20 protein-coding genes and 1 riboswitch are annotated in these 23,208 nt (G+C 75.1%); of the genes, 6 read left to right on the forward strand and 14 right to left on the reverse strand.

Annotated features, from left to right (window positions below):
- Nucleotides 1–508: hypothetical protein (locus AB0O29_RS08735; RefSeq protein WP_365148231.1), on the reverse strand; the 508-nt coding region annotated here is incomplete at its 3' end.
- Entirely contained in the window at nucleotides 505–1,281 is a 777-nt protein-coding gene (locus AB0O29_RS08740; protein ID WP_365148234.1) for an MBL fold metallo-hydrolase, read from the reverse strand. The genes AB0O29_RS08735 and AB0O29_RS08740, both read right to left, overlap by 4 nt.
- 117 nt (nucleotides 1,282–1,398) lie before the next feature.
- Here AB0O29_RS08740 and AB0O29_RS08745 point away from each other — a divergent pair, with 117 nt between their 5' ends.
- The 3 genes from AB0O29_RS08745 (at nucleotide 1,399) to AB0O29_RS08755 (ending at nucleotide 5,583) form a co-directional block, all read left to right on the forward strand.
- Nucleotides 1,399–1,803: a hypothetical protein gene (locus AB0O29_RS08745; protein WP_365148236.1), complete on the forward strand. Its 405-nt coding sequence runs from the start codon at nucleotides 1,399–1,401 to the stop codon at nucleotides 1,801–1,803.
- A gap of 165 nt (nucleotides 1,804–1,968) precedes the next feature.
- Complete coding sequence (locus tag AB0O29_RS08750; RefSeq protein ID WP_365148412.1) at nucleotides 1,969–4,095, forward strand: alkaline phosphatase family protein; 2,127 nt, start codon at nucleotides 1,969–1,971, stop codon at nucleotides 4,093–4,095.
- A 75-nt stretch (nucleotides 4,096–4,170) separates the two neighbouring features.
- Complete coding sequence (locus AB0O29_RS08755; protein ID WP_365148239.1) at nucleotides 4,171–5,583, forward strand: amino acid permease; 1,413 nt, start codon at nucleotides 4,171–4,173, stop codon at nucleotides 5,581–5,583.
- A gap of 78 nt (nucleotides 5,584–5,661) precedes the next feature.
- On the opposite strand, the gene AB0O29_RS08760 is transcribed toward AB0O29_RS08755, so the two are convergent.
- Both AB0O29_RS08760 and AB0O29_RS08765 read right to left on the reverse strand, forming a co-directional pair.
- Entirely contained in the window at nucleotides 5,662–7,239 is a 1,578-nt protein-coding gene (locus AB0O29_RS08760) for an RNA polymerase sigma factor (protein WP_365148242.1), read from the reverse strand.
- Nucleotides 7,240–7,486: 247 nt separating this feature from the next.
- A complete protein-coding gene (locus tag AB0O29_RS08765) occupies nucleotides 7,487–8,248 on the reverse strand; it encodes a methyltransferase domain-containing protein (protein ID WP_365148245.1) in 762 nt (253 codons plus the stop codon).
- Between the two features lie 70 nt (nucleotides 8,249–8,318).
- Nucleotides 8,319–8,418, forward strand: a riboswitch (ZMP/ZTP riboswitch).
- Nucleotides 8,419–8,492: 74 nt separating this feature from the next.
- Here AB0O29_RS08765 and AB0O29_RS08770 point away from each other — a divergent pair.
- Nucleotides 8,493–9,338: a bifunctional 5,10-methylenetetrahydrofolate dehydrogenase/5,10-methenyltetrahydrofolate cyclohydrolase gene (locus tag AB0O29_RS08770; protein WP_365148415.1), complete on the forward strand. Its 846-nt coding sequence runs from the start codon at nucleotides 8,493–8,495 to the stop codon at nucleotides 9,336–9,338.
- Nucleotides 9,339–9,373: 35 nt separating this feature from the next.
- Here AB0O29_RS08770 and AB0O29_RS08775 read toward each other — a convergent pair whose 3' ends face one another.
- The 3 genes from AB0O29_RS08775 to AB0O29_RS08785 form a co-directional block, all read right to left on the reverse strand.
- Entirely contained in the window at nucleotides 9,374–10,585 is a 1,212-nt protein-coding gene (locus AB0O29_RS08775) for an MAB_1171c family putative transporter (protein WP_365148248.1), read from the reverse strand.
- Nucleotides 10,582–12,063 carry a pyridine nucleotide-disulfide oxidoreductase gene (locus AB0O29_RS08780; protein WP_365148250.1) on the reverse strand — a complete coding sequence of 494 codons (1,482 nt, stop codon included), beginning with the start codon at nucleotides 12,061–12,063 and terminating at the stop codon, nucleotides 10,582–10,584. Before AB0O29_RS08780 ends, AB0O29_RS08775 begins: the two co-directional genes overlap by 4 nt.
- Before the next feature lie 107 nt (nucleotides 12,064–12,170).
- A complete protein-coding gene (locus tag AB0O29_RS08785) occupies nucleotides 12,171–12,734 on the reverse strand; it encodes a toxin-antitoxin system, toxin component (RefSeq protein WP_365148253.1) in 564 nt (187 codons plus the stop codon).
- 371 nt (nucleotides 12,735–13,105) lie between these two features.
- On the opposite strand from AB0O29_RS08785, the gene AB0O29_RS08790 reads away from it, so the two are divergent.
- On the forward strand, nucleotides 13,106–13,528 hold the full coding sequence (locus tag AB0O29_RS08790; RefSeq protein WP_365148256.1) for a hypothetical protein: 423 nt from the start codon (nucleotides 13,106–13,108) through the stop codon (nucleotides 13,526–13,528).
- 10 nt (nucleotides 13,529–13,538) lie between these two features.
- Here AB0O29_RS08790 and AB0O29_RS08795 read toward each other — a convergent pair whose 3' ends face one another.
- Nucleotides 13,539–14,342 carry a helix-turn-helix transcriptional regulator gene (locus tag AB0O29_RS08795; protein ID WP_365148259.1) on the reverse strand — a complete coding sequence of 268 codons (804 nt, stop codon included), beginning with the start codon at nucleotides 14,340–14,342 and terminating at the stop codon, nucleotides 13,539–13,541.
- Between the two features lie 152 nt (nucleotides 14,343–14,494).
- Between AB0O29_RS08795 and AB0O29_RS08800 the strand changes: the two genes are divergently transcribed.
- Nucleotides 14,495–14,800, forward strand: a complete 306-nt coding sequence (locus AB0O29_RS08800) for a 4a-hydroxytetrahydrobiopterin dehydratase (protein WP_365148262.1) — start codon at nucleotides 14,495–14,497, stop codon at nucleotides 14,798–14,800.
- A 42-nt stretch (nucleotides 14,801–14,842) separates the two neighbouring features.
- On the opposite strand, the gene AB0O29_RS08805 is transcribed toward AB0O29_RS08800, so the two are convergent.
- The 6 genes from AB0O29_RS08805 to AB0O29_RS08830 form a co-directional block, all read right to left on the reverse strand.
- A complete protein-coding gene (locus AB0O29_RS08805) occupies nucleotides 14,843–15,244 on the reverse strand; it encodes an RICIN domain-containing protein (protein WP_365148418.1) in 402 nt (133 codons plus the stop codon).
- A gap of 94 nt (nucleotides 15,245–15,338) precedes the next feature.
- Complete coding sequence (locus AB0O29_RS08810) at nucleotides 15,339–16,181, reverse strand: aldo/keto reductase (protein ID WP_365148265.1); 843 nt, start codon at nucleotides 16,179–16,181, stop codon at nucleotides 15,339–15,341.
- A gap of 126 nt (nucleotides 16,182–16,307) precedes the next feature.
- Complete coding sequence (locus AB0O29_RS08815) at nucleotides 16,308–17,096, reverse strand: ABC transporter ATP-binding protein (RefSeq protein WP_365148268.1); 789 nt, start codon at nucleotides 17,094–17,096, stop codon at nucleotides 16,308–16,310.
- Complete coding sequence (locus tag AB0O29_RS08820; RefSeq protein ID WP_365148271.1) at nucleotides 17,093–19,879, reverse strand: ATP-binding cassette domain-containing protein; 2,787 nt, start codon at nucleotides 19,877–19,879, stop codon at nucleotides 17,093–17,095. Before AB0O29_RS08820 ends, AB0O29_RS08815 begins: the two co-directional genes overlap by 4 nt.
- 10 nt (nucleotides 19,880–19,889) lie before the next feature.
- Nucleotides 19,890–21,155: an ABC transporter substrate-binding protein gene (locus tag AB0O29_RS08825; RefSeq protein ID WP_365148274.1), complete on the reverse strand. Its 1,266-nt coding sequence runs from the start codon at nucleotides 21,153–21,155 to the stop codon at nucleotides 19,890–19,892.
- Between the two features lie 123 nt (nucleotides 21,156–21,278).
- Complete coding sequence (locus tag AB0O29_RS08830) at nucleotides 21,279–23,102, reverse strand: AMP-binding protein (RefSeq protein WP_365148277.1); 1,824 nt, start codon at nucleotides 23,100–23,102, stop codon at nucleotides 21,279–21,281.
- Between the last annotated feature and the right edge of the window lie 106 nt (nucleotides 23,103–23,208).

Consider the following 23,208-nt stretch of genomic DNA (forward strand, 5'->3'; position numbering starts at 1 on the left):
AGGGAAGCGGATCGCTGACCCACCCCGCGGCCAGGACCAGCCGCGAGGCGCGGTGCACGGCCAGGAAGCCGAAGGGGCGGTCGAAGCGCACCTCGATCCGGCCCGCCGGAACCAGCCGCGACAGCACCAGGACCAGCACCCCGTGCTCCTCCAGCCCCGCCCGCGCCCGCTCCAGCCGCTCCGGCGCGGCCCGCCCGCGCAGGGACTCCAGCCACCGGGAGCCGCCGCGCGAGCGCACCCCGCGCTGCCCGAGCCAGTACAGGGCGAGGTCCCCGGCGAACGCCGCCAGCGCCGCCACCCCGAACACCAGCAGCACCCCGAAGGGCAGCGACCGCTGGTGGAAGGCCACCACCGCCGCCGAACTCACCAGCGCCCCCGTGGGGATCACCGGCACCAGCGCCCCCAGCGCGACCAGGACGAACAGCGCCGGGTAGCCCACCGCCCGCTGGGTGGTCTCCGGCGGTACCCGCCCCACCACCTCCGCGGCCCCCTCCCACCACCCCGTCACGGCAACGGCACCCGCTCCCCGTGCGCGGGGACCCGTACCGCCGTCTCCGGCGCGAGCACCCCCGCCAGCCGGGCGAACTCCTCGCCCGGCGCGTGGAACTCGTGCGGCCGCACCGCGTCCATGCCGATCGGCCAGTACGTCCCGTAGTGCACCGGCACCGCCGCCCGCGGCGCCAGCCGCGCCAGGGCCCGCGCCGCGCCCTCCGGGTCCAGGTGCCCCGGCCCCAGGTACGGCCCCCAGCCGCCCACCGGCAGCAGGGCCACGTCCACCGGCCCCGTCTCCTCGGCCATCGTGTCGAACAGCCCCGTGTCCCCGGCGAAGTACGTCCGCTCCGCGCCCTCGACCACGTACCCCAGCGCCCGCACCCGGCGCGGCCCGAACGGCAGCCGCCGCCCGTCGTGCCGGGCGCTCACCGCCCGGACCCGTACCCCCGCGCGCACGCCGACCTCCTCGCCCGGGACCACCTCCGTCACCACCAGGCCCCGGACCGCCGCCAGCCGCGCCAGCCCCGGCACCGCGCGGGGCGCCCCGCGCGGCACCACGAGCCGCGTGCCGGGCGCCAGCCGGGCCAGCGACGGCAGGTGCAGGTGGTCGGAGTGCAGGTGCGACACCAGCACCACGTCCGCCTCGGCCGCCTCCGGCGGGGGCACCGCCCCGCGACGGCGCCGCAGGTGCGCGAACCGCCGTACGAACAGCGGATCCGTCAGCACCCGCACCCCCGAGTCCCGCACCGTGCAGGTGGCGTGCCCCCACCAGGTGATCTCGACCGGCACCCCGCACCCCCTTCCCTCACCCAGTCGAGCCTAGGCTTTCCCCCGCCGGTTCGCCCCGAAGCGGAACTCCGCACCACCCCTCCTCCCCGGGCCCGGATCGGAGTAGGGTCGGGCGCCATGGATGCGTTGCGCGTGGCCGCGATCGCCAGCCTGGCCCCGCTGGAGGAACTCGACGCCGACCCCTTCGCCGTGGACACCCGGAGCCAGCACGCCATGTGCGCGCGCTGGGCCGCCGCCCAGGGCTACGTGGTCACCCGGCAGCTGCTCTTCTACGGGCTGCGGGCCGACCACTGCGGGCTGTGGAGCGACGTGGACGAGGGCCGGGTCGACCTGTTCGTCGCCCCCAGCCGGCGGGTGCTGGCCCGAGCCCTGCGCTCCGTCGAGGAGTTCACCGCGGAGTGCGCGCGGCGCGGGGTGCGCCTGGAGACCGCCGGGCTGGAGGAACCGCTCTACACCTCCGCCATGAAGGCCGAGGTGCACCGCCGGCTGTCCATGCCGACCGCCGGCTACGACGGCACCTGAGAGCCCCCGCCCCCCCGTGCGCCATCCGTGCGGACCGGCCTCCCGCGCCGCCCTGTGCGACGCTGGCGGGGGGACCGCGGGCAGACGTCCGGGGGAGACGCGAGGCGGTGGGCCGTGGGGCGTTGGAGAGGGCGGTGGCGGGCCGCGGGCGGCGCGCTGGTGCGGATGCTCCTCGTGTGGGCGGCGTCCACGCTCACCCTGCTCGTGCTCGCGGCGGTCCTGCCCGACTTCCGCCTGGAGTCCGCCGACGGGGACAGCGTCACCCGGGTCGGGCTCACCGCCGCCTGGGGCGCCGGGGCCTTCGGCCTGCTGACCGCCCTCGTCTGGCCCGTCGTCGTACGGGCCCTGCTGCTGGTCCCCGCCCTCGTGCTCGGGCTGCTCGTCTTCTTCCTCAACGGCTCCCTCCTGCTGATGGCCCTCAGCCTGATCCCCGCGGAACGCGGCGCGGCCGCCGCCCCCGAGACGGCGGTGGTCGTCGCCGCCGCCATGTCCGCCGTCGCCTCGGCCACCTCCACCGCGCTCGCCGTACGCGACGACGAGGCCTACCGGCGCCGGCTGCGCCGGCTCGCGGCCCGGCGCCGCCGGCGCCGCGGACCGCCCCCGGGCGGCGGCCCGGGGCTGGTCTTCCTCCAGCTCGACGGGGTCGGCTACCGGGTGCTGCGCAAGGCGGCGGCCGACGGCCTGATGCCGACGGTGGCCGGCTGGCTGGACCGCAGCCACCGGGTCATGCCCTGGCGCACCGACTGGTCCAGCCAGACCGGGGCCAGCCAGCTCGGCATCCTGCACGGCTCCACCTTCGACGTCCCCGCCTTCCGCTGGTACGAGAAGGACACCGGCGAGGTGATGGTCTGCAACCGGCCCACCAGCGCGGCCGAACTCCAGCGCCGCGCCGTGACCCGCACCCGGGACGGCGGGCTGCTCACCCTCGACGGGGCCAGCCGGGGCAACCTGTTCAGCGGGGGCGCCGACCAGCTGGCCCTGGTCCTCTCGGTCGCGGCCCGGCGCGGCCGCGCCAACCGCTCCCGCGCGGGCTACTTCGCCTACTTCTCCGACCCGGCCAACGCCGTCCGCACCGCCCTGTCCTTCGTCGCCGAGGCGGGCCGGGAGATCGGCCAGTCGCTGCGCTCGCGGCTGCGCGACGAGCACCCCAGGGTCTCGCGCGCCGGCCTGTACCCGCTGATCAGGGCCTTCGCCACGGTCGTCGAGCGGGACGTGGTGGTCTCGGCGGTGATCGGGGACCTGCTCGCGGGCCGGTCGGCGGTCTACGCGGACCTGGTGGCCTACGACGAGGTCGCCCACCACTCCGGCCCGCACGGCCGCGACACCGACCGGGTGCTCGCCCGGCTCGACCGGAGCCTCGCGCTGATCGCCCGGGTCGCCGAGCACGCACCGCGCGAGTACCGCTTCGTCCTGCTGTCGGACCACGGCCAGAGCCCGGGGGAGACCTTCCTCGGCCGCTACGGGCTCAGCCTGGAGGACCTCGTCCGGGCGGGCTGCGGACTGCCGGTGCCCCGCCGGGCCGGCCGCACCCGCAGCGGGGCCGAGGCCCGGGCGGCGGTCCTGGCCGCCCTCCCCCGGCCGGTGGAGGAGGACGGGGAGGAGGCCCACCCCCCGCCGGGCCCGGACCCGGTGGTGCTGGCCTCCGGCAACCTCGGGCTGATCTCCTTCCCCCGCCTCCCCGGCCGCGCCACCCGCCGGCGGATCGAGCGGACCCACCCCGGCCTGCTGGCCACCCTGGCCGGCCATCCGGGGGTGGGCTTCCTGCTGGTCGACGGGGAGGTGCTGGGCCCCGGCGGGGCCTCGGCGCGGCTCGACGTCCCCGGGGCGGCGGAGGAACTCCTGGCCGCGTTCGGACCGGGCGCGGCGGACGCGGTCCGCCGGACGGACTCCTTCCCGCACGTGGCGGACGTCATGGTCAACTCCGCGTACGACCCCCGCACCGGGACCGTGCACGCCTTCGAGGAGCAGATCGGCTCGCACGGGGGCCTGGGCGGGGAGCAGGGGCGGCCCTTCCTGATGTGGCCGACGGACCTCTCCGAGCCCGGCCCGGAGCCGGTGGGCGCGGAGGCGGTGCACGAGGTGCTGCGCCGCTGGCTGCGCGAGTCGGACGGCCCCCAGGTCCCGCTCCCGGCCCGGCCGGAGGAGCGGCGGCCCGAGGAGCGTCGGCCGGAGGAACGGCAGCCCGGGGAACCCCGGCCGGATGATCCCCGGCCGGAGGATCCCCGGCCGGAGGGCGGATCGGGCGCAACCCTTCCGCCCGCGGCGGGTCCGGTGCCGGACGAAACCCGGTGATTTGGTGCGGAGTTCACGGTGGTCAACCATGTGTTGACCTGCCCACCATGTGAGACACCCAGAGGCGCACCACCGATGACCAGCACCGCAGCCCCGCCCGCCGAGGAAAGCACCGCCCCCGGGGCCACCGGAACCGGAGCGCCTGCCTCCGCCGAGCCGGCCGACCGGCACGCCCGCCGCTTCGGCCTCCCCGTCGCCGTCTGCCTGGTCATGGGCAACGTCATCGGCGGCGGGATCTTCCTGCTGCCGGCCTCGGTCGCCCCCTTCGGCACCATCAGCCTGCTGTCCTTCGCCGTGCTGACCCTCGGCGCGGTCGCCCTCGCCCTGGTCTTCGCCGGCCTAGCCCGGCGCCACCCGCGCACCGGCGGCCCCTACGTGTACGTCCGCGCCGCCTTCGGCGACTTCGCGGGCTTCCTCGCCGCGTACAGCTACTGGATGACCGCCTGGGTCTCCAACGCCGCCCTCGCCGTGGCCTCCGTCGGCTACCTCGCCGTGCTCTTCCCCGCGGTGGGGGAGCACAAGTGGACGATGTGCCTGGCCGCCCTCCTCGTCCAGTGGCTGCCGGCCCTCTCCAACCTGGCCGGCACCCGGTACGTGGGCGCCGTGCAGGTGGTCGCGACCGTCCTGAAGCTGGTCCCGCTGCTGCTCGTCGCCTTCGGCGGGCTGTTCTTCTTCGACCCGGCCAACCTCGGCCCCTTCCGGGCCACCGACCAGAGCCCGGTCGGCGCGGTCTCGGCCTCCGCCGCGATCCTGCTCTTCAGCTACATCGGCGTCGAGTCCGCCGCCGTCAGCGCCGGCGAGGTCCGCGACCCGGCCCGCAACGTCGGCCGGGCCACCGTCCTCGGCACCGTCGGCGCCGCCGTCGTCTACCTGCTCGGCACCCTCTCCGTCTTCGGCCTGGTCGCCCACGACAAGCTGGTCGCCTCCCAGGCGCCCTTCACCGACGCCGTCGACACGATGTTCGGCGGGACCTGGGGCGGCACCCTGGTCGCCGCCGCGGCCGTGATCTCGGTGGTCGGCGCGCTCAACGGCTGGACCCTGCTCGGCGCCCAGACCCCGTACGCGGCCGCCAAGGACGGGCTCTTCCCGAAGGCCTTCGGGAAGAAGCGGCGCGGGGTGCCGGTGGTCGGCGTGATCGTCACGGTCGTCATGGCCTCCGCCCTGACCGTCTACAACTACACGGCGGGCTCGGCCGCGGTCTTCGAGTCGCTGGTGCTGATCACCACCTTCACGGCGACCGTCCCCTACCTGCTCTCGACGGCCGCCCAGCTGTACTTCCTGGCCTCGGGGCAGCGGGACCGGGTCCGGCGCGGGCAGCTGGTCCGCGACGGCGTCCTCGCCGGCCTGGCCTTCGCCTTCTCGATGTGGCTGGTCGCCGGCTCCGGGTACGCGGCCGTCTACCAGGGCGTGCTGTTCCTCTTCGCGGGCGTCCTGGTCTACGCCCTGATGTCCGCCCGCAGGGCCCGCGCGGCCGGCACGGCCGGCTGACCGGTACGCGGGCACGACGGAAAACGCGGAGGCCCGCGCCGAACGGCGCGGGCCTCCGCTTTCGTGCGTCCCCGGGGATCAGTCCAGGTAGTCGCGCAGCACCTGCGAACGCGACGGGTGGCGCAGCTTCGACATGGTCTTGGACTCGATCTGGCGGATGCGCTCACGGGTCACCCCGTACACGCGGCCGATCTCGTCCAGCGTCTTCGGCTGGCCGTCGTTGAGGCCGTAGCGCATGGAGACCACGCCCGCCTCGCGCTCGGAGAGCGTGCCCAGGATCGACTGGAGCTGCTCCTGGAGGAAGGTGAAGGACACCGCGTCCGCGGGCACGACCGCCTCGGAGTCCTCGATGAGGTCACCGAACTCGCTGTCGCCCTCCTCACCCAGGGGGGTGTGCAGGGAGATCGGCTCGCGGCCGTACTTCTGGACCTCGATGACCTTCTCGGGGGTCATGTCGAGTTCCTTGCCCAGCTCCTCCGGGGTGGGCTCGCGGCCCAGGTCCTGGAGCATCTGGCGCTGCACGCGGGCGAGCTTGTTGATGATCTCGACCATGTGCACGGGGATGCGGATGGTGCGGGACTGGTCGGCCATGGCACGCGTGATCGCCTGCCGGATCCACCAGGTCGCGTACGTGGAGAACTTGAAGCCCTTGGTGTAGTCGAACTTCTCCACGGCGCGGATCAGGCCGACGTTGCCTTCCTGGATCAGGTCCAGGAAGAGCATGCCGCGGCCCGTGTAGCGCTTGGCCAGGGAGACCACGAGACGGAGGTTGGCCTCCAGCAGGTGGTTCTTGGCGCGGCGGCCGTCCTCGACGAGGATCTCCAGCTCGCGCTTGAACGCGGGCTTGTGGTCCTCCTCCTCCTCGAGCTTGTACTCGGAGAAGAGACCAGCCTCGATGCGCTTGGCGAGCTCGACCTCCTGCTCGGCGTTGAGCAGCGGCACCTTTCCGATGAGCTTGAGGTAGTCCTTGACCGGGTCGGCGGTGGCGCCGGCCACCATGACGGTCTGCGCCGGGGCGTCGTCCTCGTCGTCGTCCGACAGCACGAAGCCCTGGCCGCCGGCCTTGGGCGCCTCCTCCTCGGGCTCCTCGGCGAGGTCCTCGACCGCCCAGTCCTCGCCCTCGACGGCCGGGTTCTCGGCGTCGTCGGCGTCCTTGGCGGTGGTCTTCTTCGCGGCGGTCTTCTTGGTGGCCGTGGCCTTCTTGGCCGCGGTCTTCTTGACCGTGCGCTTCTTGGGCTCGGCGCCGGCCTCGGCCGACACCTCCTCCGCGGCGGCGGCCGACGGAGCGGATATCGCCGCGGCGGTGGCCGGGGCGGCGGCCGAAGCCTTGCGCGCGCCGATGGGGCGCGGCGCGGCGGCCGCCTTCTTCGTCACGGTGCGGGCCGGGGCGGCGGCTGCCTTGCGGGGCTTCTTGGCAGCGGTCTTCGTGGCGGGGGCGGCGCTGACGTGGAGGGCGACACCCTCCTCGTCCAGGACCTGGTTCAGGCTGCGCAGGACCCGCTTCCACTGGTCCACCGGGATGCGGCCGGCCTCGAAGGCCCGGCGCACATCGTCACCGTTGATGTGACCCTGCTCGCGGCCGCGCTCGACGAGCGCGACGAGGGCCTCCGATTCGGCGATCTCCGGAGGGAACGTACGGGACGGGCTGAGCGACACAAGGAGCCTCTCGTTGCGAACAGATAGGGGGTGGGCGGGAATCATCGCGCGGACTCGGGAAACAGTCCCCAGGGGGGCTGTATTCCGGGGCCGCGCGAGGACACCTGTCGGTTCATCGCCTGCCCGAGTCGATTCGTTACGCGCTGAATTGAGTGACCTGCGCCACGCTGTGTCCGGGCAACCGATCCGGCGGGGCCGCGTCCGTGCCGGAACCGTGCCGGATCCGTCCCGTACGCCCCTCCCCGCGTCAGCCCGGTTTGCGGGCTTCGATGAGGAATCGGGCGGTATGCGCGACGAACGGACCGTCGCGCTCGATCCGTTCGTGGAGCTCGCGCAGCCGGTCCCGGTACTGCCCGACCGTGAAACCGGGCACCATCCAGATCACCTTCCTCAAGAAGTAGATCACGGCTCCGATGTCGTGGAACTCCGTACGCAGCCGCTCGGAGCGCAGGTCGACCACCTCCAGGCCCGCCTTCCGGGCGTCGGCCACCGCGTCGTCGGGGTGCCGGGAGCGGCGGACCTCCTCCGGCTGCGGGCCCAGGAAGTACTCGACGAGCTCGAAGACGCTCGCCGGTCCGACCTGCTGCGAGAAGTACGTGCCGCCCGGGGTCAGCACCCGGGCGATCTCCTCCCACCAGATGGTCACGGGGTGCCGGCTGGCCACCAGCTCGAAGGCGCGGTCGCCGAAGGGCAGCGGAGGCTCGTCGGCGTCGGCGACCACCACGGCGCCCAGCGGGTGCAGCAGCCGGGTCGCCTTCTCGACGTTCGGCGGCCAGGACTCCGTCGCCGCCGTCAGCCGCGGCAGCGGGCCCGCTCCCGCCAGGACCTCGCCGCCGCCCGTCTGGATGTCCAGGGCCGAGCCGGCCCGGGCCAGACGCTCGCCCAGCAGCCGCTGGTACCCCCAGGAGGGGCGCTGCTCGGTGGCCCGGCCGTCGAGCCAGGAGAAGTCCCAGCCGTCCACCGAGACGGATTCGGCCTCGGCGACGAGATGGTCGAAAGTGCGCGTCATGTCTCGATCGTCCCAGGCCGGGCTCCGGTCATCCACCGGATAACCGGGCCGGACCGGTCGACTACAGTGGGAGCCGGGCCGTGACTGGCGTTCGGGTGGATCACCACCGGGGAGCGGCCCGGCGTACGCACCTCCCCGTACGCCGTCTGCCGCGCGCCTGGGCGATCCGTGATCCGCGATCCGCGATCCGCAGCGACGTTCAGGAGACCCCGTGACGACCGCCCCCACCGCCACCGCCCAGCTCATGGACGGCACCGCCCTGGCCCGCCGCATCTCCGAGGAGACCGCCTCCCTCGCGGCGAAGATCACCGAGCGCACCGGCACCGCGCCCTGCCTGGCCACCGTCCTGGTCGGCGAGGACCCCGCCTCCGTCACGTACGTGCGCATGAAGCAGAACCGCTGCGCCAAGGCGGGCATCACCTCCCGCCACGTGGAGCTCCCCGCAGAGACCACCACCGAGGAGCTCGTCGCCACGATCACGGCCCTCTCCGAGGACCCGGAGATCAGCGGCATCCTGCTCCAGCACCCGGTCCCGCACCACATCGACGAGCGGGCCGCCTTCGAGGCCATCGCCCCCGGCAAGGACGTCGACGGGGTCACCATGCACTCCTTCGCCGCCATGGGCTTCGGCCTGCCGGGCTTCGTCTCCTGCACCCCCGGCGGCATCATGCGCCTGCTCGCCGAGTACGAGGTGGACCTCACCGGCAAGCACGCCGTCGTGGTCGGCCGCAGCGCGATCCTGGGCAAGCCCGCCGGGATGCTGCTGCTGGAGCAGAACGCCACCGTCACCTACTGCCACTCCCGCACCAAGGACCTCTCCTCGATCGTCCGCCAGGCGGACGTGCTGGTCGCCGCCGTCGGCAAGGCCGAGTTCATCCGGGGCGAGGACATCAAGGAGGGCGCGGTCGTCCTGGACGCCGGCTACAACGAGGGCAACGTCGGCGACGTCCACTTCGAGTCGGCCGCCGCCCGCGCCTCCCTGATCACCCCGGTGCCCGGCGGCGTCGGCCCGATGACCATCGCGGTCCTGCTGGAGCAGACCGTGCACGCCGCGGCCGCCCAGGCCGGCCTGTCCCTCGCGGACCTCTGAGCCGACCCCCTTCCCGCACGGCGAGCGCCCCGGCCCTACGGCCCGGGGCGCTCGCCGCTTCCCGGGGCCGGTACGAGGCTCCCCCGGCGGGCGGCCGCCACGACGGGGGAGGCGCGGAACGCGCGGGCGAGGGCGGCCAGCGGGCGGCCGGCCAGCGCGTCGGCGGCGGCCGGGTCGGCCGGACCGGCCCCGGCCCCTCCCGCCCGTTCGGCGGCCGCCCGCTCCCGGCAGGCGGCGGCGAGCATCGCCGCGTCCGCCACCAGCGCCGCCTCCGCCGCGTCCAGCCCCTGGCGCCGCGCCGCAGCGAGGGCCGCCCGGCGCACGGGCGGATCGCACCAGCCGGCCAGGGCCAGCAGCCCGTCGGCGATCACCGACTCGCGGTGCACCAGCCGGATCCCCGGAGGCGACCACCAGGTCAGCGGCACCGTCGTCACACTGCGGGACGCGAACCCGCGCAGCGCCTTCCACAGCGGCCGCAGCCGCCGGTACTGGCTCAGGTCCCGCCAGACCGGGGACCCGCCGACCACCGGCACCACGAACCCGCACCCCACCAGCAGCGCCGCCGCCGACGCCAGCGGCGGGGCCACGTACGTGGACAGGCCGTCCCAGTCGCGGCCCGCCCAGCGGGCACCGACCGCCGCCCACTTCGCGACGAGGTACCCGAGGTCCAGCACCCCGCCGGACATGATCAGCGCCAGCCCCGTGCGCAGCGGCCGCAGCGCGGGGTCCACGCGCAGCATCCACTTCAGCGACAGCAGGCTCAGCGCGGTGCTGCCGACCGTGTGCGCCAGCAGGTAGCAGACGATCATCTCGCGGATCCACGGCGTGTTCGCGTAGTACGTGTCCAGGTCCCGCAGCCGCTCCACCGGCGCGTCCCCCAGCGCGAACAGCACCGCGATCGCCGCGGTCACCGCGGCGAAGGCCCCCACCGTCAGCCGGGTCGCCCGCCGCAGACTCGCCGCCGGACCCCCCGACCAGTGCAGGATCAGCACCACCGAGGCCCCCGAGAAGGCGGTCAGCACCCCGTACACGAGCGGGGCGGCGAAGTTGACGACGCCGGTGAGCCCGTTGACCGCCGCCAGCGACGGCGGCGCCGCGAGGAAGGTCAGCAGGCAGCCCACCCCCAGCAGCGCGCACACCGCCCGGATGATCGGCTGGTCCCAGCTCCGGCGCATGGCCGGAGCCTTGATCAGCAGGGCCAGCGCCATCACCGAGCCGGCCAGGTACAGGACCAGCCCGTACCTCACAGGGAGAGGCCGGCCGGCCCGCCGCCCCGGGCGCGGCCGTCGGCCCCGGTCCGGCGGACGGGGCGGACGGCGCCGCCCGCCGCCCCGTCGAGTCCGGCGACCGTCCGCTCGGCGGCCGTCAGCGGCGGGGCCTTCAGGGCGGCCCGCTCGGAGGACCGCAGCACCCGCCACAGCACCTCCGGGCGCAGCCAGGCGGTGGGCGGGCTGGTCATCGTGATGACCTCGAAGAAGGCGGCCGTGAGGGGCTCCTCGACGGTGGCCCCGGCCATCAGCCGGCCGACGTACGCGTCCAGCAGCCCCGACCCCCGCTTGGGCCGCATGCCGGTGGCACCGGGGTAGAGGATGTCCTGCGAGGTCGCCAGTCTCCACGCGGCGGCCACCTGCGGGGCGAGGGCGCGCTGCGCCGCGTTGCCGAAACCGGGCCGCGACAGTCCCCCGGCGCGCAGCAGGGCGCGGACGGCGAGCAGCCCCTTGGCGGCGACGGACATGCCCTGGCCGTAGAGCGGGTTGAAGGTCGCGACGGAGTCCCCGACCGCGAAGAACCCGTCGGGCAGATCGGCCTTCTCGAAGTGCAGGCGGCGGTTGGTGGTGCTCTGGGTGACGGCGACGTCGGTGAGGGGGGTGCGCCCCTCCAGGAGCTGCCCGACGATCGGATCGCGCAGGTCCCGGGCGAACGGGATGAACGCGTCGGGGTCGCCGGTCGGCTGCCCGCCCCGGGTCCCGGACAGGGTGGCCTGCCACAGGCCGTTCTCGATGGGCACGATCGTCGCGGTGCGGCCGGGGACGGGAACCCGCGGGTCGGACTGGACGTTGACGATGGGGAAGCCCAGCGCGTGCGCCCCCTCGGGCGCCCGGAAGATCCGCGTCGCGTAGACCAGCCCGGAGTCCACCTCGGACTGGGGGACCGCGCCCGCGCCGAGCTCCTCCAGCCACAGCCGCGAGCGCGAGCCGCGCCCGCCGGCGTCGACGACGACGTCGGCCGGGACCAGCACGCCCTGCCCCTCCGGGGTGTCCACGCGGACACCGGTGATCCGCGCGGCCGTGCCCTCCAGGCCGCGCACCCGGCTGCGCTGCATCACGGTGACCCGGGGCAGGGCGGTGACCCGGGCCCGGACCACGGAGTCGAGCAGGTCGCGGCTGCAGGAGACGGTGAACTGCTTCTCGCCCCAGCGCGGCAGCCAGCCGTACGCGGTCATCGTCACCACGTCGGTGGGCAGCCGCCGGCGGATCGCCCCCGCCGCCGTCCAGGCGTCCGTGACGCCCGGCAGTATCTCCTCGATGGCGCGCGCCCCGCCCGACCACATCACGTGGACGTGCCGTGCCTGCGGCAGCCCGCGCCGGGGCTCCGGCCCCTCGGGGAAGGTGTCGGCGTCGATGATCGTGACCGTCGCGTGCTCGGAGAGCACCGCCGCCGTCAGGAGGCCGGCCATGCTGCCGCCGATGACGACGGCGTGACGCGGCGGGGAGGACTGGGTCATCGTGTGGTGCTCTCTGTCAGGCCGCCGGGAACCCGGCGCAGGTCCGGCGGCGGCTCGGGCGGGTGGAGTGGGGCCGGCGGCCGGGGCGGGCGTCCGGTGGCGGGTGCTCAACGGCTCCAGCCGAGCGAGGACCTGATCCGTTCGAGGTCCTCGGGGAAGGGGTCCTGCCGGGGCGGGGGCAGGTAGGTCCGCAGGATCGTGCCGAGGTGCAGGCCGAAGGTCTCGGCCCGGACCTCCGCCGGATCGTCGGCGTCGGCGCGCGCGGCCGCCTGCCGGACCACCGCCCCCAGCCCCGAGTCCGTCCGCAGCAGCCCGGCGAGCCCGCCCCGGGGGCCCGTGAGCCGGGCGGCGACGGCCATGCCCGGGCCGTGGCCGTCGCAGGCGCCCTCCTCCAGGTGCCACAGCTCGTGGCAGGCGATGACGAGCTGGTGCTCGGGCCGGGTGCGCGCCTCGACCACGATCAGGTCGCGGTCCTCCAGCTCCAGCCACAGCCCGCTGGCGGTGTCCGGGGGGAACGGGACGAACCGGGACTCCACCGGCCGGCCGCCGCGCCGGCGCGCGTAGGCGCCGCACAGCCCCGCGATGATCCCGGCGGCCCCGCAGGGCCGCGCGATCCGCGCCTCCGCCAGCAGGTCGGAGCCGAGCCCGCGCATGGTCCGCGTGGTCCTCATCGCGCCTCCCCCTCGGCGACGTCGGCGAGCGGCCGCTCCCGGCCGTCTGCGTCGCGGCGGGTGGCGTCTCGCACCGGGAGGTTCTCCGTACGTCGACAGGGCGTTCGAGGGGGCTCGGTGCGACGAAGCCTAACCGCCGCTCCCGCGCCGAACCAGCGCATCCCCAAACATTGGCGCCATACGGACGGGTAGCTTTCCGGCCACCCCGGAATCCGCCCCTCCGCAGGGCCGGACGGCCGCCATGACCCCGGAGGTAATCGACCCCGCCCCGCCCCCGTCGGCACAGTGGGGCCATCGGGTCCCGGGGCCGCGCACTCGGCCCCGGAACCCGTCCCCGCCGTACGCTCCGACCCCGATGGAGGCTGACCGCCGTGTCCGCGACCCTGATCTCCGGCCTCGCCCGCACCACCGTCCCGCAGACCGCGCTGCGCCGCTTCCTCGCCCTCGACGCCGTGGTCACCGCTGGGAACGGCCTCGCCTACGCCGCCTTCTCCGGACCGCTGGGCCGGCTGCTCGGCGTCGGCCCGTCCACCCTCCTCGCGCTCGGCCTCCTGCTGACCGTCTACGGAGCCGGCGTGGGCCGGCTGGCGGCGAGCCGCCGCCCGCCGGTGCTCCCGGTGCGCCTCGTCATCGAGGCCAACTACCTCTGGGCGGTCCTCAGCCTGGTCTCGCTCCTCGTCTGGTTCTCGCCCACGACGGCCGGCGCGCTGTGGATCCCGGCACAGGCCCTCGTCGTCGCCGCCTTCGCCCTCGTCCAGCAGACGGCGCTGCGCGCCACCGCCGCCGGCCGCTGAGCGCCGGGCCTCAGCCCAGGCCGCGCAGGTACTTCACCGTCGCCGGGTCCGCCGGGAGGAGGGTCTCGATGGCCAGCTCGGCGACGGTCACGTCCATCGGCGTGTTGAAGGTGGAGATGGACGACACGAACGACAGCAGGTGCCCGTCGTGCTCGATCCGCAGCGGCAGCGCGATGGGCGGGACGGGCTCGTCCGGCTCCGTGTCGCCGGGCCGCTCCGCCACCGGGTACGCGGCCACCTCCTCGTACAGGGCGCGCAGCGGCGCCGAGCGGGCCAGCGCGATCTGCCGCTCCATCTGGGCCAGCAGGTGGCCCCGCCACTCCCGCAGGTTGTGGATCCGCCCGGCGAGCCCCTCCGGGTGCAGGGTGAGCCGCATGGCGTTCAGCGGCGGCACCAGCAGGTGCTCCGGCATCCCGTCCAGCAGCATCGCGACGCCCCGGTTGGCCGCGATCACCGTGTACGTCCCGTCCACCACCAGCGCCGGGTACGGCTCGTAGCCGGTCAGCAGCCGCTCCAGGCCCTCCCGCAGGGCGCCCATGGACGGGTCGTCGAGCGGCGTGTGCGCGTACCGGGGCGCGTAACCGGCCGCCAGCAGCAGGTCGTTGCGCTCGCGCACCGGCACGTCGAGGTGCTCGGCGAGGCGCAGCACCATCTCCTCGCTCGGCCGCGAACGGCCCGTCTCGATGAAGCTGATGTGCCGGGACGAGGAGTCGGCGCGGCCCGCCAGCTCCAGCTGGCTGATCCCGCGCCGCACCCGCCAGGCGCGCAGCAGGGGGCCCACGGAGGTGCCGTCCGGCAAGGTCGTGGTCGTCATGGCCACGACGGTAACCGAGCGGCTCCGCCCCGGACCGCGACGCGGAAGCACCCGGGCGCACCGGCGCGGGAGGGGTTCACTCCGGCGCACACCGTGGAAAACTGACCGCACATCACGCCGGAGGACCGCTGACGAGCACGAGGAGGCCGCGGATGCCGAGCGAACCGCTGTCGCAGAAGGAGATCGAGGACCGGCTCCGGGAACTCCCCGGCTGGGCCTTCGAGGACGACCGGATCCTGCGCACCTACCGCGTGGGCTCGCACCGCGCCGCCGGTGCGCTCGTGGCCCACATCTGCGTGGTCCAGGACGAGTTGAACCACCACTCCGACCTCACCCTCGGCTACGACACCGTCCGCCTCGCGGTGAACAGCCACGACGCCGGCGGGCGCGTCACCGAGAAGGACTTCGCCCTCGCCGAACGCGTCGAGGCCCTCGCCCCCGCCCACGGCGCGAGCTGACCCGGAGCGCCGCGACCCCGGGCCGGCCGGCCCGGGCGGGGCTCAGGCCGGCTCCAGCCGCCACCACTGCGACGGGGAGTCGGCGTCCTCGCCCTGCCGGGCCCGGCCCTCCCCGTCGGCCTCCAGCAGCAGGCCGCTGATGCAGGCGACCAGGGAGACCACGCCGGGATCGTCGAGGTGCTCCTCGACGATCCACTCCTGGGCGCCGAAGGCGTTGGCCCGCCACACCTGCACCCGCGCCCCCTCGTCCGTCGACGCGTTGGCCACGTCGAGGCGCCGGCCGTTGTCCTCGCTCACCACGTGGTACACGCCGGCGCCGCCGTGCGTCGGCTCGAGCCGCCACCGGCGGGCCGCAACCGGGGCGGGCGGCCCGTCGGGGCCGACCCGCACCCGGGAGGCGCCCTCCAGCTGGAGCACCAGCCCGCTGCCCGCGTTGCGGATCAGGTAGACCCCCTCACGAGGGCCCGGAGTTCGGGCGGGGCCGGAACCGCCCGAGGAGGCGGCGGAACCGGCGGATCCGGGAGCGTCCACGTCCGCTTCAGACGTCGAACTCGGCCGGGTCCGGACCGATGCGGCGCCCGTCCGCGCCCAGCGCGTCCAGCGCCGCGAGGTCCTCGGCGTCCAGCTCGAAGCCGAACACGTCCAGGTTCTCCCGGATCCGCGCCGGGGTCACCGACTTCGGGATCACGATGGTGCCCAGCTGGAGGTGCCAGCGCAGCACCACCTGCGCCGCGCTGCGCCCGTGCCTGGCGGCCACCGCCGCGACCGCCGGGAGCTCCAGCAGCTCCTTGCCCTGGCCCAGCGGGGACCAGGCCTCGGTCGCGATGCCGAGCGAGGAGTGCAGCGCGCGCAGTTCGGCCTGCGGGAACAGCGGGTGCAGCTCGATCTGGTTCACCGCCGGGACCAGCGGGCTCTCGGCCCCGAGCCGCTCCAGGTCCGCGGGGCGGAAGTTCGACACGCCGACGGCCTTGGCGCGGCCGCTCTCCGCGATCTCCTCGAAGGTCTTCCAGATGGTGAGGAAGTCGTCGCGCATCGGGCGCGGCCAGTGGATCAGGTACAGGTCGACGTGGTCCAGGCCCAGCTTGCCGAGCGAGTCGTCGAAGGCGCGCAGCACCGCGTCGCGGTCCCAGCGCCGGTCCGGTCCGTTCCACAGCTTGGTGGTGACGAACAGCTCCTCGCGCGGCAGCCCGGAGCCGGTCACCGCCCGGCCGGTGCCCCGCTCGTTGCCGTAGACGGCGGCGGTGTCGACGCTGCGGTAGCCGGCCTCCAGCGCGGTCCCGACGACCCGTTCCGCCTCGTCGTCGGGAACCTGCCAGACGCCGAAGCCGAGCTGGGGCATGAGCGTGCCGTTGTTGAGCTTGATGTTCGGGACCTGGTGCACGGTGGGTGTTCCTCGTGGTCGGGGCGCGGTGGCGTACGGGGGGCGACAACCGGCCACCCGTACGCCGTATTCCCCTCCCCGCCCGCCACCGCGCCACACCACCCGTACGGCCCAGGCCGCCGCCCCCTACGAGGTCCCCGGCGCACCCAGGTACGCCTCCCGGACCCGGGGGTCCGCCCGCACCTCGGCGGGGGTGCCCTCGGCCAGGACCGTCCCCAGGTCGAGGACGACGACCCGCGCGCACAGCTCCATCACGAAGGCCACGTCGTGCTCGACCAGCAGCACCGCGCAGCCCTCCTCCCGCGCCAGCCGCCGCACCACCCGCGCGAGCAGCTCCCGTTCGCCGGCCGACGTCCCGGAGGCCGGCTCGTCCAGCAGCAGCACCCTCGGCGGATCGGCCACCGCACGGGCCAGCTCCGCCATCCGGGCCCGCCCGACGGGGAGCCCGCCCGCGTACGAGGCCCCCAGCGCGCCGAGTCCGCAGTCGGCCAGCACCCGTTCGCCCCGCTCCCGCCGGGCCCGCTCCCGCGCCCGGCGGGCCGGGAGGGCCAGCAGGTCGGCGGCGAGCCCGCCCCCGCCGCCCCGCCACTCCTGCGCGACCAGCACGTTGTCGGCCACGCTGAGCTGCCCGAACAGCTGCCGGTGCTGGAAGGTCCGGCGCATCCCGTGCCGGGCCCGCCAGACGGGGGAGCGGCGGGTGACGTCCGTCCCGTCGAGCAGCAGCCGGCCCCGGTCGGGCCGCCGGATCCCGGAGAGGACGTCGAACAGGGTGGTCTTCCCGGCCCCGTTCGGCCCGATCAGCCCGCACACCTCCCCGGCACGGACCCCGAGGTCCACCCCGTCCAGCGCCCGCACCCCGCCGAACCGAACCCCGACCCCGCGCGCCTCCAGCACGTATCCGCCCGCGCCGCTCACGAGCCCGTCCCCAGGTAGGCGTCGGCGAGCCGGTCCGCCTCGACCTCGGCGCGGGGGCCGCACCAGGAGACCCGGCCCCGGGCGAGGAAGGCCACCGTGTCGGCGGCCCCGAGGACCTCGGCGGCCCTCTCCTCCACCAGCAGCAGCGCGGTCCCGGCCGCGCGGAGTTCCCCGAGGAGCGCGTACACCTCGTCCACGACGCGCGGGGCGAGCCCCAGGGAGGGCTCGTCCGCGATCAGGACCCGGGGCGGGCGCTGGAGCAGCGGGGCGAGGGCGAGCATCTGCTGCTCCCCGCCGGACAGCGAGCCCGCCGCGACGCGCCGCCGCTCGCGCAGCCGGGGGAAGCGGTCGTACACCGCGTCGCGGTCGGCCGGGTCCGCCAGGCGGAGGGCGAGGTTCTCCTCGATGGTGAGCGCGGGGAAGACGCCCCGCCCCTCCGGCGCGAGCAGCACCCCGGCACGGGAGCGGCGTACGGCCCCGTCGCGGGTGGCGTCCCGCCCGGCCACCCGTACCGTCCCGCCGTCGACGGGCAGCAGCCCGGCCGCCACCCGGCACACGGTGCTCTTCCCCGCGCCGTTGGGTCCGAGCACGGCGAGGATCTCCCCTTCCCGCACGGCGAGATCGACCCCGCGCAGCACGCTCCCGCCGCCGTACCTGGCGCGGACCCCGCACAGTTCGAGCAGGGTCCGCCCGGCGGAGGCCTGCCCCGCGGGGCCCCCGGGGGCCCCGCCCCCAGACCCCCGCGCCTCAAACGCCGGCGGGGCTGGATGTGGGCGCGCGGCGCCCGGAACGGGGTCCGGGGCGGGGTCCGGGGCGGAGTCCCGGGGAACGGGCGAAGGGTGGGTGGGGGACGGCCCCGCAGGGACACCCGCCCCCGCCCGCCGCCGGGCCCACCGCACCGGAACCGCCGCGCAGTACCCGTCAGGATCATTGGCCAGGGCCAGCCCCGCCAGCCCGAACAGGACCAGCGGCAGGTGGGAGGAGGCCGTCAGGTGGTCCGACAGCAGCCGCGGGGCCACCGCGAAGACCAGCCCCGCCACCACCGCGTACGGCGCCCGCCGCACCCCGGCCGCCACGACCACCGCCAGCCACACCAGCCCCGTCATCGCGGTGAAGTCCGTCGCCGTGATCCGCGTGTTGTACGAGGCGTACATCACGCCCCCGAACCCCGCCAGCCCCGCCGACAGCGTGAACAGCAGCAGCTTCGTCCGCAGCACCGACACCCCGGAGGCCTCCGCCGCCGCGGGGGCCGACCGCACCGCCAGCATCGCCCGCCCGGTCGGGGAGTTCCGCAGGGCGCCCAGCCCCGCCGCGACCACCGCGGCCAGCACGACGAGGACCACCCCCAGCGCCCGGTCGTCGGACAGGTCCAGCGGCCCGATCACGGGCCGGGGCACCGCCCAGCCCGCGTCCCCGCCGCGCAGCCACCGCATCTGGAACAGCACCTGGTCGGCGAGGAACGCCAGCGCGAGGGTGGCCAGCGCCAGCGAGCGCCCGCCCAGGCGCAGCGCGGGCAGCGCCACCAGCGCCCCCAGCGCGGCGGCGACGCACGTCCCCGCCGCCAGCGCCGCCGCGAACGGCCAGCCCCGGCTCATCAGCAGCCCCGCAACCAGCGCCGCCCCGGTGACGAAGGCGGCCTGGGCCAGCGAGACCATCGCGCCCAGCCCGGTCACCACGGTGAACGACATGAACACCAGGCCGAGCGCCAGCCCTTGCGCCAGCAGCCCGCTCCAGAACGGGGTGGTGACGGTGTAGAGGGCCGCGCACAGCAGGGCCCCGGCCGCCGCCCACGCCCCCCACCGCCTGCCCCACGGGGCCCCGGCCAGGGGGTCGGGCGGGGGCGGTGGCCCGTCGGCGGCCATCCCCGCGGTGCGGGCCCGCCGGGTCAGCACCAGCAGCCCCGCGAACAGGATCAGGAACGGCACCGCCGTACGGAACCCGGTCAGCCCCTCGGCGAAGGAGGCGTACCCGGCCACCAGGTTCTGCACGACCCCGAGCCCCAGCCCGCCCGCGAAGGCCAGCGGCACCGACGCGAACCGGCCGATCACGGCGGCCGTCGCCGAGACGAACAGGAAGAGGGTGAAATCGTGCGCCGACAGCCCCAGCAGCGGGGTGGCCAGCACCCCGGCGAGCCCGGCCAGCCCGGAGGCCAGCATCCACGCCACCGACGACAGCCGGTCGGCGCTGATCCCGCGCAGCTCCGTCAGCGTCCGGTCGTCGACGGCGGCCCGCAGCCGCAGTCCGAGCCGGGTGTGCCGCAGCAGCACCCACAGGGCCACCGCGACGACCGCCGTCACCGCCCAGGTGATCAGCTGGTCGGAGTCCACGCCGACCCCGTCCGCGAGCCGCCAGGACCGGGCCGGGCTCGGCCCGACCCCCGGCAGCCCGAACTGGTTCTCGGCGGGCAGCACCGGCGCCCCGGCGTCCCCCAGCAGCTCCACCGCCCACAGCCCGGCCGCCGGCAGGGCCACCAGCAGCCCGATGGTCGCCACGATCTGGGCGGTCTCCCCGACCCGCGCGAGCCGCCGGAACATCAGCCGGTCCAGCCCCCAGCCCAGCCCCGGCGCCAGCACGCACACCACCAGCAGGGCCGTGGGCAGCGCCGGCCAGCCCAGCCCCGAGTGCAGTTCGTAGAAGGCGAGCGCGGCGAGGTAGGCGGTGGCGCCGTGCGCGAAGTTGAACAGCCCGGACGCCGAGTACGAGAGCACCAGCCCGGTCGCGAGCAGCGCGTACAGGGCGCCCGAGACCAGGCCGCTCAGGACGAAGGCGAGCAGATCCCCCATGAGGCCGCGCCTACTTGAAGGGGACGGGTTCGTGGCAGGCGAACGGCACGGCCACCTCGTAGGCCCCGCCCGTCAGCCGGACCAGGGCCCCGCAGCCGAAGCTGTCCTTCTGCCCCTTGGGTTCGGCGCGGTCGCCGACGAGGGTCCCGGTGTCGGAGAAGGACTGCGCGGCGTTCTGGAAGTGGGTGAGGGTGAGGTCCCTGCCCGCCTTCTGCGCGATGGACAGGAACAGGTCGGCCGACATGTACCCGGTGAGCATGTGCATGTTCAGGGGTACGTCCTGGCCGCCCGACGCCGCCTTGATGTCGGCCTTGAACTGCGCCATCTTGGGGCCGGTGGACTCGAAGGGCTCGAACTGGAGCAGGACGTACACCCCGTCGAGGGCCTGCCGGGCGGCGTCCTTGGCGAGCAGGCCCGGGTCGTAGTCGGTGGGGTCGGTGAGCACGCCCCGGTAGCCCGCCCGCTTGAGCGCGGTGAACAGCCCGATGTTGTTGGGGGTCTGCATCACGGAGACGATCGCGTCGGGCGCCCGTCCGCCGTCGCCGCCGAGGATCTCCTTCACGTACGCCGACCAGTCGCTGGGCACGGCGGCCGCGGGGACGGAGGCCTTGGCGTAGGAGACCGTGAACCCGGCGGCGGCGAAGCCCTGCTGGAAGGTGCGGATGCCGAACTTCCCGGCGTCGCTGTCGTTGGCGACGATCGCCACGGACTTGCCGCCCGCCCCGCCGAGGACCTTGGCGATGCCCTCGGGCCAGGTCTGGTTGAGGGTGCCGCCGGGGGAGGGGACCAGGCAGCCGTTGAACCCGTAGGCGTACTGCGGGCCGCAGAAGGAGGGCAGGGTGCCCCAGCCGAAGGTGGGCACCTTCTCCTGTTGGAGGAAGTCGGCGCCGGAGAAGGTGACCGAGCTCATCGGAGCCACGGCGAAGACCTCGTCCTGCTGGACGAGTTTGCGGGCGGCCGCCAGGTTCCTCCCGGGGTCCTGGCCGTCGTCCTCCGCGCCGATGTAGTCGATCCTGCGGCCCTGGACCCCGCCCTCGGCGTTGGCCCGCAGGAAGCGGGCGCGGGCCCCGAGGTCGGTGTCCTTCTTGCTGTAGCCGCTCGCGCTGGTCATCGAGACGATCCCGCCGACCTTGACGGAGGTGTCGGTCACCCCGCGGGTGGGGCCGGAGGCGTTCGAGGCCCCGTCGCCGTGCCCGGAGGGGGCGGCGGAGTTGCAGGCGGAGACGAGCGCGAGCGCGGCCGCTGCGGCGGCCAGGGCGCGGACGGTTCGCGACATGTGTGGATCCCCTCCGGTCGGAATCCCCGCATTCTGTGCGTGACCTGACGCACCGTCAATATTGCTGACGGAGTGAAATGACGCCTCGTCAGATTGTTGGCCGGCCGTTACCGCCGCGTGCCGTCAGGACGGGTACAGGCCCGCGATCTCCCGCGCGTACGCCTTCTCGATCGCCCGGCGCTTCAGCTTCAGCGAGGGCGTCAGCAGCCCCCGCTCCTCCGTGAACTGCCCGGCCAGCACCCGGAAGGCGCGGATCTGCTCGGCCTGCGACACCAGGGTGTTGGCGGCCACCACGGCCCGGCGCACCTCCGCCGTCAGCGCCGGATCGCCCACCAGGTGCTCCGCCGGCCGCTGCGCGAGCCCGCGCATCGACAGCCAGTGCGCTATCCCCTCCATGTCCAGGGTCACCAGCGCCGCCACGAACGGCCGGTCGTTGCCCACCAGAACGCACTGGGACACCAGCGGATGCGACCGCACCCGCTCCTCCAGCGCCGCCGGCGCCACGCTCTTGCCGTTCGAGGTCACCAGGATCTCCTTCTTGCGCCCGGTGATCGTCAGATAGCCGTCCCCGTCCAGCCGCCCCAGGTCCCCGGTGGCCAGCCAGCCCTCGCGCAGCACCTCCTGCGTGGCCCGCGCGTCGCCCAGGTAGCCGGAGAAGACGTGCCGCCCGTACAGCCACACCTCCCCGTCCTCGGCGATGTGCACCGTGGTGCCCGGGATCGGCGGCCCCACCGTCCCGTACCGCACCGCCCCCGGCGGGTTCGCCGTGGCCGCCGCGCAGGACTCCGTCAGCCCGTACCCCTCGAACACCGTGATCCCGGCGCCGTCGAAGAACAGTCCCAGCCGCCGCGACATCGCCGAACCGCCCGACATCGCGTGCCGCACCCGCCCGCCCAGGGCCTCGCGGACCTTCCCGTACACCAGTTTCTCGAAGAGCTGGTGCTCCATCCGCAGCGCCGCCGACGGCCCCGGCCCGGTCCCGAACGCCTTCTGCTCCCGAGCCTCCGCGTACCGCACGGCCGTCTCCACCGCGCGGTCGAAGGGCCCCGTCCGCCCCTCCGCCTCCGCCGTGCGGCGCGCCGCCGCGAAGACCTTCTCGAAGACGTACGGCACCCCCAGCACGAACGTCGGCCGGAAGGCGGCCAGATCGGGCAGCAGCTCCGAGGCGGCCAGCGCCGGCTGGTGCCCGAGCTTGACCCCGGCCCGCACGGCCGCCACCTCCACCATCCGCCCGAACACGTGCGCCAGCGGGAGGAACAGCAGGGTGGACGGCTGCTCGCCCGGACCCGCCCGGAACACCGACTCCCAGCGGGAGACGAGGGTGTCCGCCTCGAACATGAAGTTCGCGTGGGTGAGCACGCACCCCTTGGGCCGGCCCGTGGTCCCCGAGGTGTAGATGACGGTGGCGACGGCGTCGGGGGTCACGGCCCGCCGGTGCCGGTGCACCACGTCCTCGTCCACCCCCCGCCCGGCCGCGACCAGTTCCGCCACGGCCCCCGCGTCCAGCTGCCACAGCAGCCGCAGGTGCGGCAGCCCCTCGATCACCGAGCCGACCGTCATCGCCTGGTCCTCGTCCTCCACGACGCACGCCGTGCAGGAGGAGTCGTAGAGGATCCAGTGCACCTGCTCCGCCGAGGACGTCGGATAGACGGGGACGGGCTGGGCGCCGATCGCCCACAGCGCGAAGTCGAACAGGGTCCACTCGTAGCGGGTGCGCGCCATCACCGCGACCCGGTCCCCGAAGCGCACCCCCTGGGCCAGCAGCCCCTTGGCGAGCGCCAGCACCTCGCCGGCCAGTTCCGCGGAGGTCACGTCCCGCCACGCCCCGGCCGTCTTGCGCCCGAGTACCGCCCGGTGCGGGTCCCGCCCGGCACGCTCGAACACGACGTCGGCCAGGCCGCCGGCCGGCGAGCCGCCGACCACGGGCGGCACGGTGAACTCGCGCAACACTGCCTCCTTGGGTGCCGGGCGCCGAGACGCTACCCCACCGGCCCCGCCGCCCGGCACCCCTGAGGAAACCTCCACAAGATCCCCTCGCGCCACGCCCCGCGTG

Source organism: Streptomyces sp. NPDC089915 (assembly GCF_040684675.1).
In the GTDB taxonomy this organism is placed as follows: domain Bacteria; phylum Actinomycetota; class Actinomycetes; order Streptomycetales; family Streptomycetaceae; genus Streptomyces.

Excerpts from the sequence above, each read along its gene's own strand:
- AB0O29_RS08755 (WP_365148239.1), top strand. The coding sequence starts at position 4,171 with ATGACCAGCACCGCAGCCCCGCCCGCCGAGGAAAGCACCGCCCCCGGG.
- AB0O29_RS08825 (WP_365148274.1), bottom strand. The coding sequence starts at position 21,155 with ATGTCGCGAACCGTCCGCGCCCTGGCCGCCGCAGCGGCCGCGCTCGCG.
- AB0O29_RS08800 (WP_365148262.1), top strand. The coding sequence starts at position 14,495 with ATGCCGAGCGAACCGCTGTCGCAGAAGGAGATCGAGGACCGGCTCCGG.
- AB0O29_RS08770 (WP_365148415.1), top strand. The coding sequence starts at position 8,493 with ATGGACGGCACCGCCCTGGCCCGCCGCATCTCCGAGGAGACCGCCTCC.
- AB0O29_RS08765 (WP_365148245.1), bottom strand. The coding sequence starts at position 8,248 with ATGACGCGCACTTTCGACCATCTCGTCGCCGAGGCCGAATCCGTCTCG.
- AB0O29_RS08780 (WP_365148250.1), bottom strand. The coding sequence starts at position 12,063 with ATGACCCAGTCCTCCCCGCCGCGTCACGCCGTCGTCATCGGCGGCAGC.
- AB0O29_RS08795 (WP_365148259.1), bottom strand. The coding sequence starts at position 14,342 with ATGACGACCACGACCTTGCCGGACGGCACCTCCGTGGGCCCCCTGCTG.
- AB0O29_RS08745 (WP_365148236.1), top strand. The coding sequence starts at position 1,399 with ATGGATGCGTTGCGCGTGGCCGCGATCGCCAGCCTGGCCCCGCTGGAG.
- AB0O29_RS08750 (WP_365148412.1), top strand. The coding sequence starts at position 1,969 with ATGCTCCTCGTGTGGGCGGCGTCCACGCTCACCCTGCTCGTGCTCGCG.
- AB0O29_RS08820 (WP_365148271.1), bottom strand. The coding sequence starts at position 19,879 with ATGGGGGATCTGCTCGCCTTCGTCCTGAGCGGCCTGGTCTCGGGCGCC.
- AB0O29_RS08785 (WP_365148253.1), bottom strand. The coding sequence starts at position 12,734 with ATGAGGACCACGCGGACCATGCGCGGGCTCGGCTCCGACCTGCTGGCG.